The following is a 16,354-nucleotide window of genomic DNA, read 5'->3' on the forward strand; positions in this document are numbered from 1 at the left end:
CGCGCTGTCCCGGCCGATCCGGGGCGCCGCCTGGCCGCCCCGGACCCCGTTCGGCCCGGTCGCGGTCACCGGCTGCGGTTGGTGACCGGGGCTACTGGCCGTAGCCCTTCGCGGTCCAGCCGAGCGCGCCGAGCGAGCCGCCCTTGATGTCCGAGCCGATCCGGTCACGCTGGTCGGCGTCGAAGTACACCGAGGCACTCCCGGCCGGGGTGATGCCCAGGAGCACCCGGCCGGCCGGGTGCTCCTCGCACCACCCGGTGCTCACGCTGCCGAACCCGGACCAGCCGCTCGACCGCAGGGTGGTCGAGCCGATCGTCGTGGGCGTGGCCTGGTTGACCCGCCACTCCGCGAGCGCGCCGTTGGTCTTCGTCCCCAGCAGCACGTCGACCGCCGCGCCGCCGGTTCCCTCGGTGCGCGCGTAGGTCAGCGTCTTGACCTGGTCCCACCCGGTCGTGCGCAGCGTCAGCGGTGCGGAGACGGTGTACCGGCCGTTCGTGTAGGACCTGGTGTAGCGGTAGAGGGAGCTGCCGGCAACGCGGTACAGGTAGTCAACGCCATCGACCAGGATCCGGGTGTCGGCGAAGCCCGGGGCCATCCGCGTCGCGGTGTTCCCGGTCATCCTCCACACGCCGTCGACCTGCTCACCCCGGCGCTGGATGTCGTACAGGTACCCGTCGGTCGGGTGCGTGGCGATCTCGCTGCTCATGAACACGTAAGGGTCGCCGGCCGCGCCGATCTGCTGCCAGGCGGACGGCACCCAGGCCAGCGTGTCGCCCGGGTACGACGTGACGCTGGTCTTGCCGGCGGCGTACCCGTAGGAGACCCGCTGGCCGTCCGGGTGATAGGCGGTCGTGAACGTCGAGCAGTCCGCCGGCACGTCGCTGACCGCGGCGTTGGCCGGCAGAGCGGCGCCGGCCGCACCGAGGGCGAGCACGGCGGCGACGGCGAGAGTTCTGCGCATGGGTGGTGGTTCCTCCGTGAGGTTGGGCACAGCCCGCCCGTGTCGACGCCCGCGACCGCGCGGACGATTCCGTCCGGCGGCCGGAGTTCCGACCGGGTGGGCGCGGCGGCTCGACGTCCACCGCGACGGCCTCCCGGCGGCAGGCGTCGGAACAGCGGTCGGCTGTGTCGGTTCTGGTCAGAGCGTTGCTTCGGCGGGTGGAGAGGCGATCGGCCGGTAAGGGCGCCCGCCACGCTGGACTTCCGCGCGTTGGGACGACCGGCGTTCTTCCGGCGCCCGCTGTCGGGAGGCCGGGGACAGGGCCGCGGCGGGTGCCGCCGACGCTGCCGCTCCGGCTTTGTCCGTGATGCGCTCCCCAGGTCGATCCGGACTGACACCGGACAACGTTAGAGGTGTGGGGGCAGCGGCGAATGGGTTGTTCAACCGACAGCCGAACGAGTGATACCAAAGATTGAACGGGTGGAACGTGCCAGCCTGGCCATCGCTGTCGGTACCTCATGAAGATCACCGGCACGCCGCCGCTCCCGCCGCACGACCGCGTCCCGCACAGGGTGCGGTCGGGTCGTGCGGCGGGCACGGTGAGCCGGGTGATCATGCCGTCGGTCGCTCCCGCGGCGGACCCACCACGAGGGTCCGCCGCGCCTGAACCCTGACGGCGGTGTCGACCCCGGCGCCGCGTCAACCACCGTGCCAGGACCGCCACAGGCCGCTGTAGACGCCACCCGCGGCGACCAGTTCGTCGTGCGGCCCCAGTTCGATGAGCCTGCCCGCTTCCATCACGGCCACGCGGTCCGCGTCGTGCGCGGTCTGGAGCCGGTGGGCGATGGCGATCACGGTGCGGTTGGCGAGGACCGCGGCCAGGGAGCGCTCGGTGGCCCGCGCGGTCGTGGGGTCCAGGAGGGCCGTCGCCTCGTCGAGGATGACGGTGTGGGGGTTGGCGAGCACCACCCTGGCGAGGGAGAGCTGCTGCGCCTGGGCGCCGTCGAGCTTGACCTGCGCGCCGAGCACCGTGTCCAGACCTTCCGGCAGGTCGTGGAGCCAGTTCGCGCCCACGGCGGCCATCGCCTGCTCGAGGTCGGCGTCGGTGGCGGTGGGCAGGACGATGAGCAGGTTGTCCCGCAGGGACTCCTGGAACACGTGGTGGTCCTGGGTCACCAGCACCACCTGTTCGCGCAGGCGGTCGGGGGGCAGGTCGGCGACGGGCACGCCGCCCACCGTCACCGAGCCGGACCGGGGCCGGTCCACGCCGGCGATGAGCCGCCCGAGGGTCGACTTCCCCGCGCCGGAGGCGCCCACGATCGCGAGCCGTTCTCCCGGCCGCACCGTGAGGTCGACCCCGAGCAGGACGTCCCGGCCGCTGTCGTAGGCGAAGCGCACGTCGTCGACGACGATCCTGTCGTCACGCGCGGTGGTGGTGGTCGCCGCCCGCGCGGCCGGGATCTCCGCGACCCCCTCGACCCGGGCGTAGGACGCCACCGCTCCCTGGATCTGCTCCACCCAGGTCATCAGGGTGTCGAGCGGGCCGACGAGCTGCCGCAGGTAGACGGTCGCCGCGATGACGGCGCCGAGGCTGACCGCGTCCTGCTCGATGAGCGCCGCGCCGATCAGCAGCACCGCGACCACCGGGAGCATGGAGGAGATGTCGAGGGACGGGAACAGCACCGTGCGCAGCCGGAGCGTCCTCAACCGGGCTTCGCGGGCCTGCTCGATCGCGCTGTCCGCCGTCCGCGCCCGTTCGTCGTGGAGGCCGAGCGCTTCCACGGTGCGCGCGCCCTTCGCGGTGCTGGTGACGACGTCGGCCAACCGGGCACCGGTGGCGGCCTCGTGCAGGTAGGCCGGGCGCGCGCGGCGCAGGTACCACCGCAGCGCGATCCCGATCCCGGCCAGCGAGGCCAGCCCGCACAGGCCGAGGACCGGGTCGACGACGAGCACCGCGGCGATCAGGAACAGCGCCTGGACCGAGGCGATCAGCACCTCGGGGATCGCGCGGCGCAGCGAGTTCGCGACCATCGCCGCGTCGGTGGTGCCCCGCACCGCGAAGTCGCCGACCGGCACGCGGTCCACGACGGCAGCCGGCACGGACAGCGCCCGCTGCAGGAAGCGCTCCCGGATGTTGCCCGCCGCCCGCTCGCCGAAGCGGTAGCCGACCAGGAGCGCCCAGCGCGCGAACAGCACCTGGACGACGGTGGACACGACGATCAGGAGGGCGGGCACGTCGATCGCCTCGCGCAGGTCGGACCCGGCGCCCGCCTTCACCGCGTCGACGATGCCCCCCAGCAGCCACGGGCCGACCAGCCCCGCGCCGGCGGCCAGCGCGTTGAGCACCAGCAGCGCGGCCAAGGCGCCCCGGGCCGCCCTGACCTCGGCCCAGGCCGCGGCCACGACCTGCCCGGTCGTCGCGATCGGCAGGGTGCGCTCACCGCTCATCGGCTCGTCACTCCGTCCTGCTCCCGTCCTTCGGTGCGCAAGACCACGTCCCGGTAGGCCGGGCAGGACACCAGCAGGTCGGCGTGCTTGCCGACCCGCGCGACCACCCCGTCCACGAGGAGGACGACCCGGTCCGCCGTGTCGAGCACCAGTGGCGACGTCGTGGTCACCACCGTCGTCCGACCGCTTCGCGCGGCGGCGAGGCGGGCGGCCATCACCGCCTCGGTGTGGGCGTCCACCGCCGAGGTCGGCTCGACGGCGAGCAGCACGTCCGGGTCGGCGTACAGGGCCCGCGCCATCCGCAGCCGCTGCTTCTGGCCGCCCGAGAGGGTGGCGGCCCCCGACACCACCGCCGAGTCCAGCCCCTGCGGCAACGCCTCGACGATGTCGTCCGCCACGGAATCGCGCAACGCCGCCCGGATCGCGGCGTCGTCCGGTTCCCGGCGACCCGCGACGGCGCTGCGCACGGTGCCGGCGAAGAACTCCGCGTCGTTGTCGGCGACCAGGACCCGTTCGCGCAGGAGGTCGACGTCGATCCCGTCCACCCGGACGTCCCCCCACGTCGCGTCGGTGTCGCTGAAGCGCCCGAGGCGCTCCACCACCGCGATCGCGTCGGCGGGCCGGGCGCTCACCAGGGCGGTGAACTTCCCGGGCTCGACCACCACGCCGGAACCCGGCTCGACCAGTGCCGCCTGCCCCGCCGGGCCGGTCCCCCCGGCGGGGTCGGCGTCCCGGTGCTCCGGCTGCATCCCGAGCAGGCGCGTCACCTGACGCGCCGAGACCAGCGCCCGCGCGATGTCCCCACCGCCTTCGATGAAGAAGGCGACCGGGACGACCAGCACCGCCACGTACCCGTGGACGGCGATCAGGTCGCCGATCGATATCTCCCCGGCGGCGGCCATGCGCGCGGCGACCCAGACGACCACGGCGAGGAACAGCGCGGGCAGGCCCGTGGCGAGCGCGACGACCCAGCTGGCCGGGTGCCCGACCTGGAAGCCCTTCTCGACCAGTTCCCGCGACTGCTGCCGGTAGCGGTCGAGGTGGGCGTCCTTGCCGCCGAGGCCGTTGAGCACCCGCAGCCCGCCGATCACGTCCACGAGGCGCGCGGTCAGCCGCCCCTGCAGTTCGCGGTACCCGGTGGCGGTCTGCTCGATCCGGCGCAGCAGCGGGCCGATGAAGACGGCCAGGAGGGGGACCCCGGCCAGCACGACGACCGCGAGCAGCGCCGAGATGTCGAACATGACCACCGCGATGCACGCGTACGCGACCACCGCCCCGAACCCGGGCCCGGTCACCGTCATCGCCTGCGCGACGGTCTGGACGTCGCTGATGCCGATCGCGGTGACCTCACCGCTGTTCAGCCGCTTGGCCAGGGTCGAGCCGAGCCGGGCCGAGTGCCGCACGGTCGCCCGCACGGTCCGGAACGAGGCGTCCATCCTGATCCGGGTCATCGTGCGGTGCCGGGCGATGGCGAGGACCGCGATGAGCACCGACGCGGCCAGCAGCGCGCCGGCCCACCGGAACAGGGCCTGCCGGTCGCCGGGGATGAGCCCGCGGTCGACGGCCCGGGAGAGGACGAAGGGCGGCAGGGCCAGGCTGATCATCCAGGAGCTGCCCAGCGCCATCCCGGCGGCGATGCGCGCCCGTTGCGAGCGGACCAGCCAGAACAGGAACCGGCCGGGCCCGCTGATGTCGCGCGGGGTCGGCGGGCGGTAGGGCTCGGCCGTGCCGGTCTCATGCCGGTCCACTCCCGGTCACCTCCCTTCCGCCTTCTGGGTCCCCGGTGTGGTGGTGGTCGTTGTGCTGCAAGGGGGTGGCGCTCCTGCCGGCCGGGGGACGGGTGATCGGACGCGGTGCTCCCCGGCGGCCGGCGGCCCGGCCGCGCAGGGCTCCGGCGTGGCCGCCGGAGGGGGCGGGGCGGTTCACCGGTCGGGGTGCAGACCGCTGAAGAAGGACGGGACGACCGTGGCCGAGCCCGCCGCGGTGGCCCGGTCGAGGACGACCTCGGCCAGCGCGAGGTCGAGCACGCCCAGGCCGAAGGGGGAGAAGACGACCGGGCGGTCCCCGGGCGGGGTGAACCGGCCGGTGAGGACGTCGGCGATGGTGGCGTGCACGTGGTCCCGGTTGCCCGTCAGCTGTTCGGCGAGGTGCGGCGAGGTGTCGGCCTGCAGGCAGTGCTCCACGTCGTCGACGACGTTGGTGGCGCCGAGCACGATCTGCGGGCTCAGGTCGCGCAGCGAGATGTGCAGCACGACCGGCCGGTGGGAGAACCAGTCCGCCTCGGTGACGTGCGGGACGCGCGCGGTGGTGGCGAACACGACCAGGTCGGACTCGCGGACGGCCTGCTCGGCGGTGCCCGCGACGTCGGCCCGCTCGATCCGCCGGGCCAGCCGCGCGGCGCGGTCGGGGTCGCGGTCGTGCAGCAGCACGCGGTCGGCCGCGACACCGACCGCGGCGAGGAAGTCGGCGATGCGCGCGGCGATCAGCCCCGTGCCGATGAAGCCCACCCGGCGAGCGGAACCGGCCAGGGCCCTGGCGGCGAGCGCGGCCGACGCGGCCGTCCGCGTCGCGCTGATCACCGACGCCTCCAGGCACGCCACGGGAAAACCGGTGCGCCGGTCGTTGAGGATGAGCACGGCGGAGGCGCGCGGCAGACCGCGGTCGAGGTTGCCGGGGAAGCTGGAGATCCACTTCAGCCCGGCGACACCGGGATCGCCGTCGAGCGCCGCGGGCAGCGCGATGATGCGCGCCGCCGGGTCCTCCGGGAACCGCAGGAAGTACGACGGCGGGTTGACCGTGCCGCCGGCGTGGTGGCGCAGGTAGGTGCGCTCGACGAGGTCGACGACGCCCTGGTGGTCGGCGTCGAGGATCGCGCGCGCGGTGTCGGCGGAGACGACGGAGAAGGCGGGTCCCACGGGTTTTCCTCTGCTGTGCGGGTCAGGGGAGCTGGCTGTCGATCGCCTTCCACAGGTTCCCCGGGGTGGCGAAGGTGTTCGTGGTGAGCAGTTCGTCGGGGAAGGTGAAGGAGAAGCGGTCCTCCAGGTCCACCATCAGCCCGATCACGGTGACCGAGTCGACCCCCGCCCCCTCCAGGTCGAGGTCGGGCGCCAGCGCGCCGGGGGCGGGCCGCTCGACCAGGTGCGCGCCCAGCACCTCCTCGAACTCGGCGGGCCACGGCACGCGGTTCGGCTGCACTCGGCTTCCTCCTCACCGGGCCGGCGGCCCGTCGACGCCTTCTGCTCCGACACCGGGGAAGCGCCGTCCACCCGGCCCCAGTCTTCGCCGGTCCATCGTGGACCGTCAAGAGTGGACCGGGGTGATCCTCCCGGTTCGTCGGGTCCGCACCCTTGCTGCAGAAGGGAAACGTCAGGATACTGGCGTCCCGGTAGTTCACGGGTCGCGAGGGGGAACGGTGATCGTACTCGGCTTGAGCGGCCTGCCGCACGCGCAGGAGGACCACCTCAGGCAGCACCCCGGCGTCGAGCCGATCGACCGCCGCATCTGCCAGGGCATGGACAGCGCGGCCTGCCTGGTGCGCGACGGCGTGATCGTCGCCGCGGCGGCCGAGGAGCGGTTCACCGGGGCCAAGGGCACGGGCGCGCTGCCCCGGGAGGCGATCGCCTTCTGCCTGGCGGAAGCCGGGATCGGGCCGGACGACGTCGACCTCATCGCCCACGGCTTCGACCACGACCGGTTCCGCCGCTACTTCCACACCACGCCCGACTACTTCGACCGCGTGCTGAGCAACCGCACCGTGGTCGACGCGCTCACCGCGATCGGCTGGCGGGACGTGGAACGGCGGTTCCGCCCGGTCGAGCACCACGTCGCGCACGCCGCGTCGGCCTTCCACCCCAGCGGTTTCGACGACGCGCTGTCGATCGTGTCCGACGGGATGGGCGAGATCGTCTCGCTCAGCGTGCAGCGCTGCTCGCCGTCGGGGATCGAGGTGCTGCACAGCCAGGGCCTCAAGACCTCCCTGGGCCTGCTGTACTCCATCTTCACCCGCTTCCTGGGCTACACCTTCAACAACGACGAGTACAAGGTGATGGGCCTGTCGGCCTACGGGGACCCGCGGCGCTTCGCCGGGTTCTTCGCGGGTTTCCTGCGCCACGACGGCGGTCGGGTCCACGTGGGCTGGCCCCACGACGCGCTGGAGCGCGGGGCGGAGGGCTACCCGAAGGCGATGGCGTTCCTGGAGCGCGAACTCGGCGTGCCGCCGCGGCGCCCCGCGGACGGGGTCGACCCGGTCCACGGCGACATCGCCGCCGCGCTGCAGGCCCGGTTCACCGCCGTGCTCACCGACTTCACCCGGCACTGGCTCGACCGCACCGGGCTCGACGCGCTGTGCCTGTCCGGCGGCTCGTTCCTCAACTGCCTCGCCAACGAGTCCATCGCGCGGATCCCCGGGCTGCGCTCGCTGTTCATCCCGCCCGGCGCGAGCGACGACGGCACGGCGGTCGGCGCGGCGCTGCACGTCGCGGGCGGCTTCCGCGGGCGCTACACCGCCTACACGGGCCCCGGCTACTCCCGGGGCGAGGTGGCGGAGGCGCTCACCACCGCGCGCGGCGGCGGTGCGGCCGTCGAGTGGGACGACCTCGGGTTCACCGACGAGTACTACGACCGCGCCGCCGACGACCTGGCCGCCGACCGGATGATCGCCTGGTTCGCCGGCCGGATGGAGTTCGGGCCGCGGGCGCTGGGCAACCGCTCGATCCTGGCGCTGCCCAACGGGGTCGACATCAAGGCCCGGCTCAACCACGTGGTCAAGCTGCGCGAGGGGTTCCGCCCGTTCGCCCCGGCCATCCTCGCCGAGGACTACGCCGAGGTGTTCGAGAACGACCCGGTCGACCCGGCGCGGTACATGCTCTGCACCGCCCGGGTCCGCCCCGGCCAGGAGTCCCGCGTCGACGGCGCGGTGCACCTCGACGGCACGGCGCGCGTGCAGGTCGTGCGCAAGGAGGACAACGAGCCCTTCTGGACGCTGCTGACCCGGGTCAAGGAGCGCACCGGCCTCGGCTGCGTCATCAACACCTCGTTCAACGTCAAGGACCAGCCGATCATCGCCGCCCCGGGGACGGCGGTGGCCGGGTTCGCCCGGATGTCGCTGGACCGCCTCTACATCGAGGGCTTCCGGGTGAGCCCGTCCGGTCGGGGCTGAGCGCGGGTTCACAGGGGCCGCACCGGGGTCAGGTCGAGATCGGCCACGGTGCGGGCCTGCCCGCCGGCGAGCCGGATCAGCCCCGCTTCCACGCCCGCCGCCACGGTGGCGGGCAGCGCGCCGGGCAGGTAGTCCTCGCTGGCCCCGACCCCGATCAGCAAGCCGCTGCCGACCGCGACCGCCAGGTGCAGGTTGGGCCCGGTGCGCTGCGCCGACCCGCGCCAGGCGACGGAGGTGCGCAGCGGGGACGCGGCGTCGGGTTCGGCGTCGACCGCGCCGAGGAAGTTGAAGTGCTTGGCGAACGCCGTGGGGTCCGGGTCGGGCGAGCCCGCCTCGGCCAGGGCGGCGGTCAGCGCGTCGACGTCGTAGGAGCCGTGCAGGTAGGCCGTCAGGCACTGCGGGTACACACGGGTCAGGTACTCGTCGGGGGGCAGGTCCCCGTCGACGGCGATCGTCACCGGGCTGTACTGGTTGAGCGAGGCGACCATCCCGGCCCAGCGCCGGTCGAGCCGGTTGGCCGCCATCAGCGCGAACGTCACCCGGTCACGCCGTTCGTGCCGGGCGAGGGCGAGCGCGCCGACCGCGAGCAGGATCGACTGCGGGGAGACCCGCAGCCGCTCGGAGAGCGCGGTGGTCGCGGCGAGCGCGGCCGGGCTGTAGAGCGAGGCGCGGCGGCGGGGGCTGCGGTCGCCGGGTTCGCGGTCGGCGGCCTCCAGCGCGGGCCACGCCCCGGTCCAGTGCGCCAGCGCCCGCCGGTCGGTCTTCGCCCGCTGGTGCTCGGCCAGCTCGGCGGGCTGCGCGTCCGCGGTGACCTCCGCGCCGTCGAGCGCGGCGAGGAACTGCGCCGCCAGGACGCGCAGGGCGTCGTTGTCCGCGGCGGCGTGGTGCACCACGGCCACCAGGTGCACCGGGTCGCCCTGCTCGACGGCCACCACCGCGCGCCAGGGCTGCTCCCGCTCGACGTCGATCGGCGCGGCGGCCAGCTCGGCGGCGATCCGCAGGGCGGCCTCCGGGGAGCCGTCGGTCGACTCCACCACGGGCAGGGGCGCGGGGCTGAAGGGGTGCACCCGCTGCTCCAGCCCGCCGTCGTCGGTGGCGTGCAGGGTCGTGCGCAGCGACTCGTGCGCGGCGACCAGCCGCAGCCAGGCGTCCATCACCTGGGCGACGTCCGGGCCGGGCGGGATCTCCCAGGCGCTGACCAGGTTGGCCACGCCCCGCCCGGCGGGCCCGTGCGCCGCCAGGGACCGCACGACCGACAGCTGGCCGTGGGTGGCGGGCGCGCTGCGCGGGGCGCTCATCGCGCGCCCACCCTGGCCGCGTACTGCCCGAGCAGGACCTGCTGGATCTGCGTGGTGCCCTCGATGATCTCCAGCACCTTGGCGTCGCGGTAGTGCCGCTGCACCGCGCCCTCCCCGACCCCGTTCGCCCCGTGCAGCTGGACGGCGTCCGAAGCGGCCCGCACCGCCACGGTGGAGGCGCGGTACTTGGCCATCAGCGTGTGGTTGACCGCCTCCACCGAGCCCCGCTCCCGGCTCAGGCCCGCCCGGTGGCAGAGCAGCCGGGCCGCGGTGGTGTCGGTGACCAGGTCGGCCAGCACCGCCTGGACCAGCTGGTGGTTGCGGATCTCGGTGCCGTGCTGGGTGCGCTCGCCCGCGTAGGTCGCGCAGGCCCGCAGGCACGCCTCGGCCAGGCCGACGGCGCCGCACGCGGTGCTGTAGCGGCCGAGGTCCAGCGCGCCGGAGGCGACGAACGCCAGCCCCAGCCCCGGCCCGCCCACGATGCCGTCGCCCGGCACGGCGCAGCCGTCGAGGGTGATGTCGCCGAGCAGCGAGCCGCGCAGGCCCAGCAGCCCGGTGACGGGCGCGACGGACAGGCCCGGGGTGTCGCGCTCGACCAGGAACGCGGTGTGCTTGCCGCCGAGGTCGGCGAAGACCAGGAACACGTCGGCGATCTGCGCGAAGCTGATCCACTTCTTCGCGCCGTCGATGCGGTAGCCGCCCCCGTCGGGGCGCGCGGTGGTCTTCACCGCGCCCGCGTCGCTGCCCGCGGTCGGCTCGGTCAGCGCGAACGCGGCGACCGCGGCGCCGCCCAGCAGCGGCCCGAGCCAGCGCTCCCGGTGCGCGTCGGAGCCCCACCGCAGCAGCGAGTGGATCACCATGTCCTCGACGGCGACGAAGTTGCGCACCGACTGGCACGCCCGGCCGATCTCCTCGGCGAGCAGGCCGTAGGCGACCATGCCCAGCCCGCCGCCGCCGTGCTCGGCGGGCACCGCCGAGCCCAGGTAGCCGTGCTCGGCCAGCGCGGCGATCGACTCGCGGGAGATGGCCTGCTCGGCGTCGAACCGGGCGGCGTGCGGGGCCAGCTCCCGGTCGGCGAAGGCGCGGAACTCCTCGCCCCGCTCGGTCTGGGCGGGTGTGAGGTGCCCGGGGGTCATGCCGATCCTCCTGCGGTGGTGTCGGGTCCGGTGAAGTCGGGTCCGGTGAAGTCGCGTCCGGTGAGGACGGCGAGGGCCACCTCGTCGGGGTCGAGCCGGCCGGCCGCGGCCTCGGCGCGCAGCGCGGCGACGGTGGCCGCCGACGAGTGGCAGACGTCCAGGCCCTCCAGCTCGGCGAGCATCGCCTTGGCGGTGACCAGCTCGTCCTGCGGCACGGCGACGATGGCGCCGCCGCCGGCGCGGGCGATCCCGTGCAGGTACGGGTAGGTCGCGCGGCCGTCGCCGAGCAGGATCGCCCTGGCCAGCCCGCGGGGGTCGGCCACCACGTCGGCGTCGGTCAGCTCGGCGCGGCCCTCGGCCCACGCCCGGGCCATCGGCGCGCAGGTGTCCTGCTGGGCCATCAGGAACCGGGGGCGCGCGGGCAGCCTGCCCAGGGCCAGGTACTCCTCGGTGCCCTTGTGCGCGGCCACGACCCCCATCCCGCTGCTGATCGCCTGGACGACGACGCCCGGGGCGGTCCCGGCCGCGCGCATCGCGTCGTAGGCTTCCAGGTAGGTCAGCTTCAGGCCCTCGCGCCTGGCCCAGTTGAAGAACCCGCCCTCCCACGTCAGGCCGCGGTCCCCGGCGAAGCGCACCGCGACCGCGCTGGCCGTGGCGTAGCAGCCGTCGACGCAGGTGAGCGAGACCCGCTCGCCGGGGGAGAAGCGCTGGTCGCCGAGGAAGTCGGCGCCGCAGAAGAAGTGCGCGCGCATCGTGGCGTCGCCGCTGACGGCGCGGGCGAGCGCGGTGGAGCTGTTGCCGGTGCTGGAGGCCACCCACTCGGTGATGCCGAAGCGCCGGAACACCGCGAGCACGACCGCGGCGAAGCGGTCCTTGGTGGTGCCCGTCGGCTGGCGCGACTCGTCCTTGACCCACAGGCCCGGCACGCCGATGGCCTCGCCCAGCCGGGGCGCGGGCCTGCACGGGGTCGCGACGCTCAGCGCCGCGTCGGGCAGGTCGGCCGCGTCGACCGGGAGGAAGTCCAGGTAGGCCAGCTCGGGCCGGTGGTGCTCGCGCGGTGCGGCCCCGGTCAGGTCGAGCACCGGTTCCAGCGCGCCCGAGCAGGACGGGCAGCGCAGCAGGAAGCGGGGTCCGGTCCGCCAGTCGCAGCGCACGCACCGCAAGTGGAACGTGGTCGGCCCGCTCGCGGGGGTGCGCGGGTCGGTCGTGGTCTGCATCGGTGCCCTGGCCTCTCGCTTCAGCTCGCTCGTCCTCGGTCGGTCAGCGCGGCCAGCGCCGCCCGCGGGCCCGCGCTGTCGTCGTCGCCGTTGCGCATGGTGGCGACCACGTCGACCGGCGTGCCCGCCGCGCACTGCAGCAGCGCGGGCGCCAGCACCGGGTGGGCGCTGACCTCCACCAGCACGTCGTGGTCGGGCAGCAGGCGGGCCACCGCCTCGGACAGCCGCACGGTCTGGCGCAGGTTCCTGGCGAAGTACGCCGCGTCCGCGGCGCGCCAGTCCAGTTCGGCGCCGGTGACCGACGAGACCACCGGCACCCGGCCCGGCTTCGGCCGCAGCGGCCCGACGGCGCGCACCAGGTCGTCCATGATCGGGTCGATGGCGGCGCTGTGCGCGGCCAGGTCCACGCGGACCATCGCGCACAGCACGTCGTCGGCCCGCAGCGCCGCGACCAGCTCGGCCAGCTCGGCGGCGGGCCCGGCCAGCACGGTGGTGCGCGGGCCGTTGTGCGCGGCGACGCCGAGGGGGCTGCCGGCCGGCAGGCGGGCGCGCAGGTCGTCGGCGGACAGCTCGGCGACGGCCATGCCGTGCCCGGGACCGGCGACCCGGCGCTGCTGGTCGCTGTAGTGGTGGACGAGGCGGACCGCGTCGGGCAGGTCGAGGACGCCCGCGACCGCGCAGGCCGCGATCTCGCCGACGCTGTGCCCGACCACCGAGGACGGCCGCACCCCGTGCGCCTCCAACCAGCGCGCGATGCCGACCTGCACGGCGAACACCACCGGCTGCATCACCCCGACGTCGTCGGTGCGGGCGGCGGGCTCGTCGAGGAACAACTCGTCCACGAGGGACCACCCGGTGTGCTCGGCCAGGGCGGACGCGCACTGCTCCAGCGCGGCCCGGAACACGGGCTCGGTGCGGAACATCGTGCGACCCATGCCCACCCACTGCTGGCCGTAGGGGGAGAAGACGAACGCCGCCCGCCCCCTGGTCTTCGCCGCCGCCACCGGCGGCGGCAGCCCGGCCACCCGCCGCGCGCCCGCGCCCAGGGCGCTGATCGGCAGGTCGGGCCGCGCCGCCGCGGCGGCGACGAGGTCGGTGAACCGGTCGAGCAGGGCCGCGGCGTCGGCCCGGGTGACCAGGTCGAGCGCGTAGGTCAGGCCGACGGCGATCCCGGCGCCCGCGCCGACCGGGCGTTCGACCAGCTCGAAGCGCAGGTCGAAGCGGGTGATGTGCTCCTCGACCGGCACCGGGGCCACCACGAGGCCGGGCATCGCCAGCTCGGCGGGCGCGGTGTTCTGGTAGGCCAGCACCACCTGGACGAGCGGGTGCCACGCGGGCGAGCGGACCGGGTTCACCACCTGCACCAGGTGGTCGAACGGCACGTCCTGGTTGGCGAAGGCGGCCAGGTCGGTGGTGCGCACGCGGTTGACCAGCTCGGTGAACGAGGGGTCGCCGTCGGTGCGGGTGCGCAGCACCAGCGTGGTGACGAAGAAGCCCACCAGGTCGTCCAGCGCGGCGTCGGACCGGCCCGCCGACGGGATGCCGATGGCGATGTCCGTGCCCGCCCCCGCCAGGGTCAGCGCGGTCGCCAGCGCGGCCTGGGCGAGCATGAACACGCTGGCGCCGGTCTCCTTGGCCAGCCGGACCAGCGCCGCGTGCACCTCGCCGGGGATGACCCCGTCCACCCGGCCGCCCCGGTGGGACAGCACCGGCGGGCGCTCGCGCAGGCAGTCCAGGCGCAGCCGCTCGGGCATCCCGGCCAGCTCGCCGCGCCAGAACCGGCTCTGGCGGCTGAGCACGCTGTCCGGGTCGTCGGCCCGGCCGAGGACCTCGTGCTGCCACAGGGCGTAGTCGGCGTACTGCACCGGCAGCGGTTCCCAGTCCGGGGCCGCGCCGGCCCGCCGCGCGGCGTAGGCGGCGCCGAGGTCGCGCAGCAGCGGGGCCAGCGACCAGCCGTCGCAGGCGATGTGGTGCACCACGAGCAGCAGCACGTGGTCGTCGTCGGCCAGCCGCAGCAGCCGCGCGCGCAACGGCGTCTCCTCGGTGAGGTCGAACGGGTACCCGGCCGCCTCGGTCAGCGCCGCGGCCAGCCCGGCCCCGCTCACGGGCTCGACGGCCGGTTCGACCGGCGCCTCGTCGGGCTCCAGCACGACCTGCTGGGCGACGCCGTCCCAGTCCGGGTACGCGGTGCGCAGCACCTCGTGCCTGGCCACCAGGTCCCGCAGCGCGGCGGCGAGGGCCGCGGTGTCCAGCGGGCCGGTCAGCCGGTGGGCGATCGGCATGTTGTAGTGCGCGGCGTCGCCGTGCAGCCGGTTGAGGAACCACAGCCGTGCCTGCGCGGCCGACAGCGGCACCGCGTCCGGCCGGGCGGCCGGGACCAGCGGCGGGCGCCGCTCCCCGCCCTCGGCCAAGCGCTCGGACAGCCGGGCGACGGTGGGCGCCTCGAACACCGCGCGCAGCCCGATGTCCACGCCCAGCGCGGCGCGCACCCGGGCGATCAGCCGGGTGGCCAGCAGCGAGTGCCCGCCCAGCTCAAAGAACGAGTCGTCGACGCCGACCTCGGCCACGCCCAGCGTCTCGGCGAACACCGCGCGCAGCAGCCGCTGCCGGTCGTCGGCGGGTTCCCGGCCCGCCATCAGCGCGCCTCCCGCAGCCCGGCCCGCACCCGCTCGGGCCACCGCGCCCGGTCCAGGCCGTACTGGCAGAGGAAGGCGTAGGTCAGCCGCTCCAGGCCGAAGCCGGCGCAACCGCTGCGCACGGCCTCCCGCGGCTCGCCCGCGCCGATGTCGAACGCCTTGCCGAACAGGTCGTCGTGGAAGTTGAACGAGGCCACGGCGACGTCCCGGTCGGGGGCGACCGGCAGCCGCAGCTCGTACTTGAGGCCCAGCAGCCGCTGGGACCAGATCCGGCCCGGGGTGTCCGCGCCGCCGAAGAACGGGTCGTTGCCCGTCTCGCACGTCCCGCCGAGCCCCAGGTCGTCCAGCGCGGCGAACACCCGGCCCATGAACGCCTCCCGGGCGGCGAGCACGTCGTCGCGGGGGCCGAGGAACACGACCTCCCGGATCGTGAAGTCCCACAGCCGTTCCAGCGTCGTGGCGTACCCGGCCTCGAACCGGAACGACTTGCCCCGCGCGGTGACCACGTGCAGACCCGGGCCGAGCGTGCGGCCCTCGTGCTGGTGGAAGGTGTGGTAGCACATCGTCGGGGGCAGGCAGTAGTCCACGTTGCCGCCCAGCGCCAGCACACCGGGGTCCAGGCCCGCGCCGTAGGCGCGGTGGAACTCCCGGTAGACGTCGACGTCGTTGCGCAGCCGGGTGACCAGCATGAGGTGGTGCGGGAAGCTGGTGAAGTAGCCCGCCTTGGCCAGCGCGCCGGCGCGGATCAGCGTCGGGTAGCGGTAGGCGGTGGCCGCGAAGTCCTCGGCGAGCACGTCGAGCACCAGGCGGTCGAAGAACTCCAGCAGCGACAGCAGCGGCTCGCCGACCGCGACCTGGCCCTCGCCCGCCTCGGTGACCGCGCCCGCCTCGGCCAGCGCCGGGAACACCGGCGTCGCGGCGCGCCGGCGCCGCGACGCCCACACCACGGCCGCCGGGTTGGGCGGCTGCGGGCGGACGTCGCTGTCCAGCAGGCGGTTGAGCTTCCCGGCGACGGCGTCGGCGTCCAGCGGGGCGTCGGAGTACAGCGTCACCCCGCGCAGGTCGCCGTCCTTGGCGGTGTCCAGGCGGTAGCCGGTGATCCCGGGGGAGACGAACAGCAGCCTGCGCCCCACCTCCTCGGCCAGCGCGGCGGGCACCGGCGGGTCGAGCGGGATCGTCGTGCCCACCCCGGCGGCGGCGCTCATGCCGCGGTGCCCACCAGTCGCACCAGCCCGTCGACGGTGCGGAAGTTGTCGAAGTCCATGTGCTCGGGCTTGAGCACGATCCCGAACTCCTCCTGCACGAACACCGCGAGCTGCATCGCGAACAGCGAGTTGACGTAGCCGAGGGCGAAGTAGTCGTCGGTGTCGGCGATCGCCTGGCCGCTCATGTGCGGGACGAGGAAGGCCCGGATGCGCGCGCGGGCGTCACCGGTCGTGGGCGTGTCGGTCGAGTCGGTCACTGCGGTGCTCCCCGTCGGCGGTCGGTCTGGTCGGTGTTCGGTCGGGTCGGTGGTCGGTC

At 74.8% G+C, this 16,354-nt stretch carries 12 protein-coding genes; 1 reads left to right on the forward strand and 11 read right to left on the reverse strand.

The window, feature by feature from the left end; all coding sequences use genetic code 11:
- Positions 1-91 precede the first annotated feature (91 nt).
- The 5 genes from JOE68_RS26650 to JOE68_RS26670 all read right to left on the reverse strand — a co-directional run bounded on the left by JOE68_RS26650 (position 92) and on the right by JOE68_RS26670 (position 6,583).
- Complete coding sequence (locus JOE68_RS26650) at positions 92-961, reverse strand: hypothetical protein (protein ID WP_204845084.1); 870 nt, start codon at positions 959-961, stop codon at positions 92-94.
- Between the two features lie 678 nt (positions 962-1,639).
- On the reverse strand, positions 1,640-3,388 hold the full coding sequence (locus JOE68_RS26655; RefSeq protein ID WP_204845086.1) for an ABC transporter ATP-binding protein: 1,749 nt from the start codon (positions 3,386-3,388) through the stop codon (positions 1,640-1,642).
- Positions 3,385-5,136 (reverse strand): ABC transporter ATP-binding protein, encoded by a 1,752-nt coding sequence (locus tag JOE68_RS26660; protein ID WP_204845088.1) that lies wholly within the window; start codon positions 5,134-5,136, stop codon positions 3,385-3,387. The genes JOE68_RS26655 and JOE68_RS26660 overlap by 4 nt, the downstream gene beginning before the upstream one ends.
- A gap of 174 nt (positions 5,137-5,310) precedes the next feature.
- The gene (gene sbnB, locus JOE68_RS26665; RefSeq protein ID WP_204845089.1) at positions 5,311-6,303 is read right to left on the reverse strand and encodes a 2,3-diaminopropionate biosynthesis protein SbnB; all 993 of its coding nucleotides are present in this window, start codon (positions 6,301-6,303) and stop codon (positions 5,311-5,313) included.
- A gap of 22 nt (positions 6,304-6,325) precedes the next feature.
- A complete protein-coding gene (locus JOE68_RS26670; RefSeq protein ID WP_204845091.1) occupies positions 6,326-6,583 on the reverse strand; it encodes a phosphopantetheine-binding protein in 258 nt (85 codons plus the stop codon).
- A 217-nt stretch (positions 6,584-6,800) separates the two neighbouring features.
- Here JOE68_RS26670 and JOE68_RS26675 point away from each other — a divergent pair, with 217 nt between their 5' ends.
- Positions 6,801-8,546, forward strand: coding sequence for a carbamoyltransferase family protein (locus JOE68_RS26675; protein ID WP_204845093.1), 1,746 nt, complete (start codon positions 6,801-6,803; stop codon positions 8,544-8,546).
- Between the two features lie 8 nt (positions 8,547-8,554).
- Here the strand turns inward: JOE68_RS26675 and JOE68_RS26680 are convergent, their stop codons facing one another.
- From JOE68_RS26680 to JOE68_RS26705, 6 genes are read right to left on the reverse strand one after another with little or no spacing between them, the layout of a single operon-like run.
- Positions 8,555-9,844 carry a condensation domain-containing protein gene (locus tag JOE68_RS26680; protein WP_204845095.1) on the reverse strand — a complete coding sequence of 430 codons (1,290 nt, stop codon included), beginning with the start codon at positions 9,842-9,844 and terminating at the stop codon, positions 8,555-8,557.
- The gene (locus JOE68_RS26685; protein WP_204845097.1) at positions 9,841-10,980 is read right to left on the reverse strand and encodes an acyl-CoA dehydrogenase family protein; all 1,140 of its coding nucleotides are present in this window, start codon (positions 10,978-10,980) and stop codon (positions 9,841-9,843) included. The genes JOE68_RS26680 and JOE68_RS26685 overlap by 4 nt, the downstream gene beginning before the upstream one ends.
- Positions 10,977-12,197, reverse strand: a complete 1,221-nt coding sequence (locus tag JOE68_RS26690) for a threonine synthase (RefSeq protein ID WP_204845098.1) — start codon at positions 12,195-12,197, stop codon at positions 10,977-10,979. The genes JOE68_RS26685 and JOE68_RS26690 overlap by 4 nt, the downstream gene beginning before the upstream one ends.
- A 20-nt stretch (positions 12,198-12,217) precedes the next feature.
- Positions 12,218-14,833 (reverse strand): condensation domain-containing protein, encoded by a 2,616-nt coding sequence (locus JOE68_RS26695; RefSeq protein ID WP_204845100.1) that lies wholly within the window; start codon positions 14,831-14,833, stop codon positions 12,218-12,220.
- The gene (locus tag JOE68_RS26700) at positions 14,833-16,038 is read right to left on the reverse strand and encodes a class-II aminoacyl-tRNA synthetase family protein (RefSeq protein ID WP_204845102.1); all 1,206 of its coding nucleotides are present in this window, start codon (positions 16,036-16,038) and stop codon (positions 14,833-14,835) included. Before JOE68_RS26700 ends, JOE68_RS26695 begins: the two co-directional genes overlap by 1 nt.
- Positions 16,035-16,295, reverse strand: a complete 261-nt coding sequence (locus JOE68_RS26705) for an acyl carrier protein (RefSeq protein WP_204845104.1) — start codon at positions 16,293-16,295, stop codon at positions 16,035-16,037. The genes JOE68_RS26700 and JOE68_RS26705 overlap by 4 nt, the downstream gene beginning before the upstream one ends.
- Between the last annotated feature and the right edge of the window lie 59 nt (positions 16,296-16,354).

The sequence above is a fragment of the Saccharothrix algeriensis genome (genome assembly GCF_016907655.1).
GTDB lineage: Bacteria > Actinomycetota > Actinomycetes > Mycobacteriales > Pseudonocardiaceae > Actinosynnema > Actinosynnema algeriense.

Excerpts from the sequence above, each read along its gene's own strand:
- JOE68_RS26650 (WP_204845084.1), bottom strand. The coding sequence starts at position 961 with ATGCGCAGAACTCTCGCCGTCGCCGCCGTGCTCGCCCTCGGTGCGGCC.
- JOE68_RS26655 (WP_204845086.1), bottom strand. The coding sequence starts at position 3,388 with ATGAGCGGTGAGCGCACCCTGCCGATCGCGACGACCGGGCAGGTCGTG.
- JOE68_RS26680 (WP_204845095.1), bottom strand. The coding sequence starts at position 9,844 with ATGAGCGCCCCGCGCAGCGCGCCCGCCACCCACGGCCAGCTGTCGGTC.
- JOE68_RS26685 (WP_204845097.1), bottom strand. The coding sequence starts at position 10,980 with ATGACCCCCGGGCACCTCACACCCGCCCAGACCGAGCGGGGCGAGGAG.
- JOE68_RS26690 (WP_204845098.1), bottom strand. The coding sequence starts at position 12,197 with ATGCAGACCACGACCGACCCGCGCACCCCCGCGAGCGGGCCGACCACG.
- JOE68_RS26695 (WP_204845100.1), bottom strand. The coding sequence starts at position 14,833 with ATGGCGGGCCGGGAACCCGCCGACGACCGGCAGCGGCTGCTGCGCGCG.
- JOE68_RS26700 (WP_204845102.1), bottom strand. The coding sequence starts at position 16,038 with ATGAGCGCCGCCGCCGGGGTGGGCACGACGATCCCGCTCGACCCGCCG.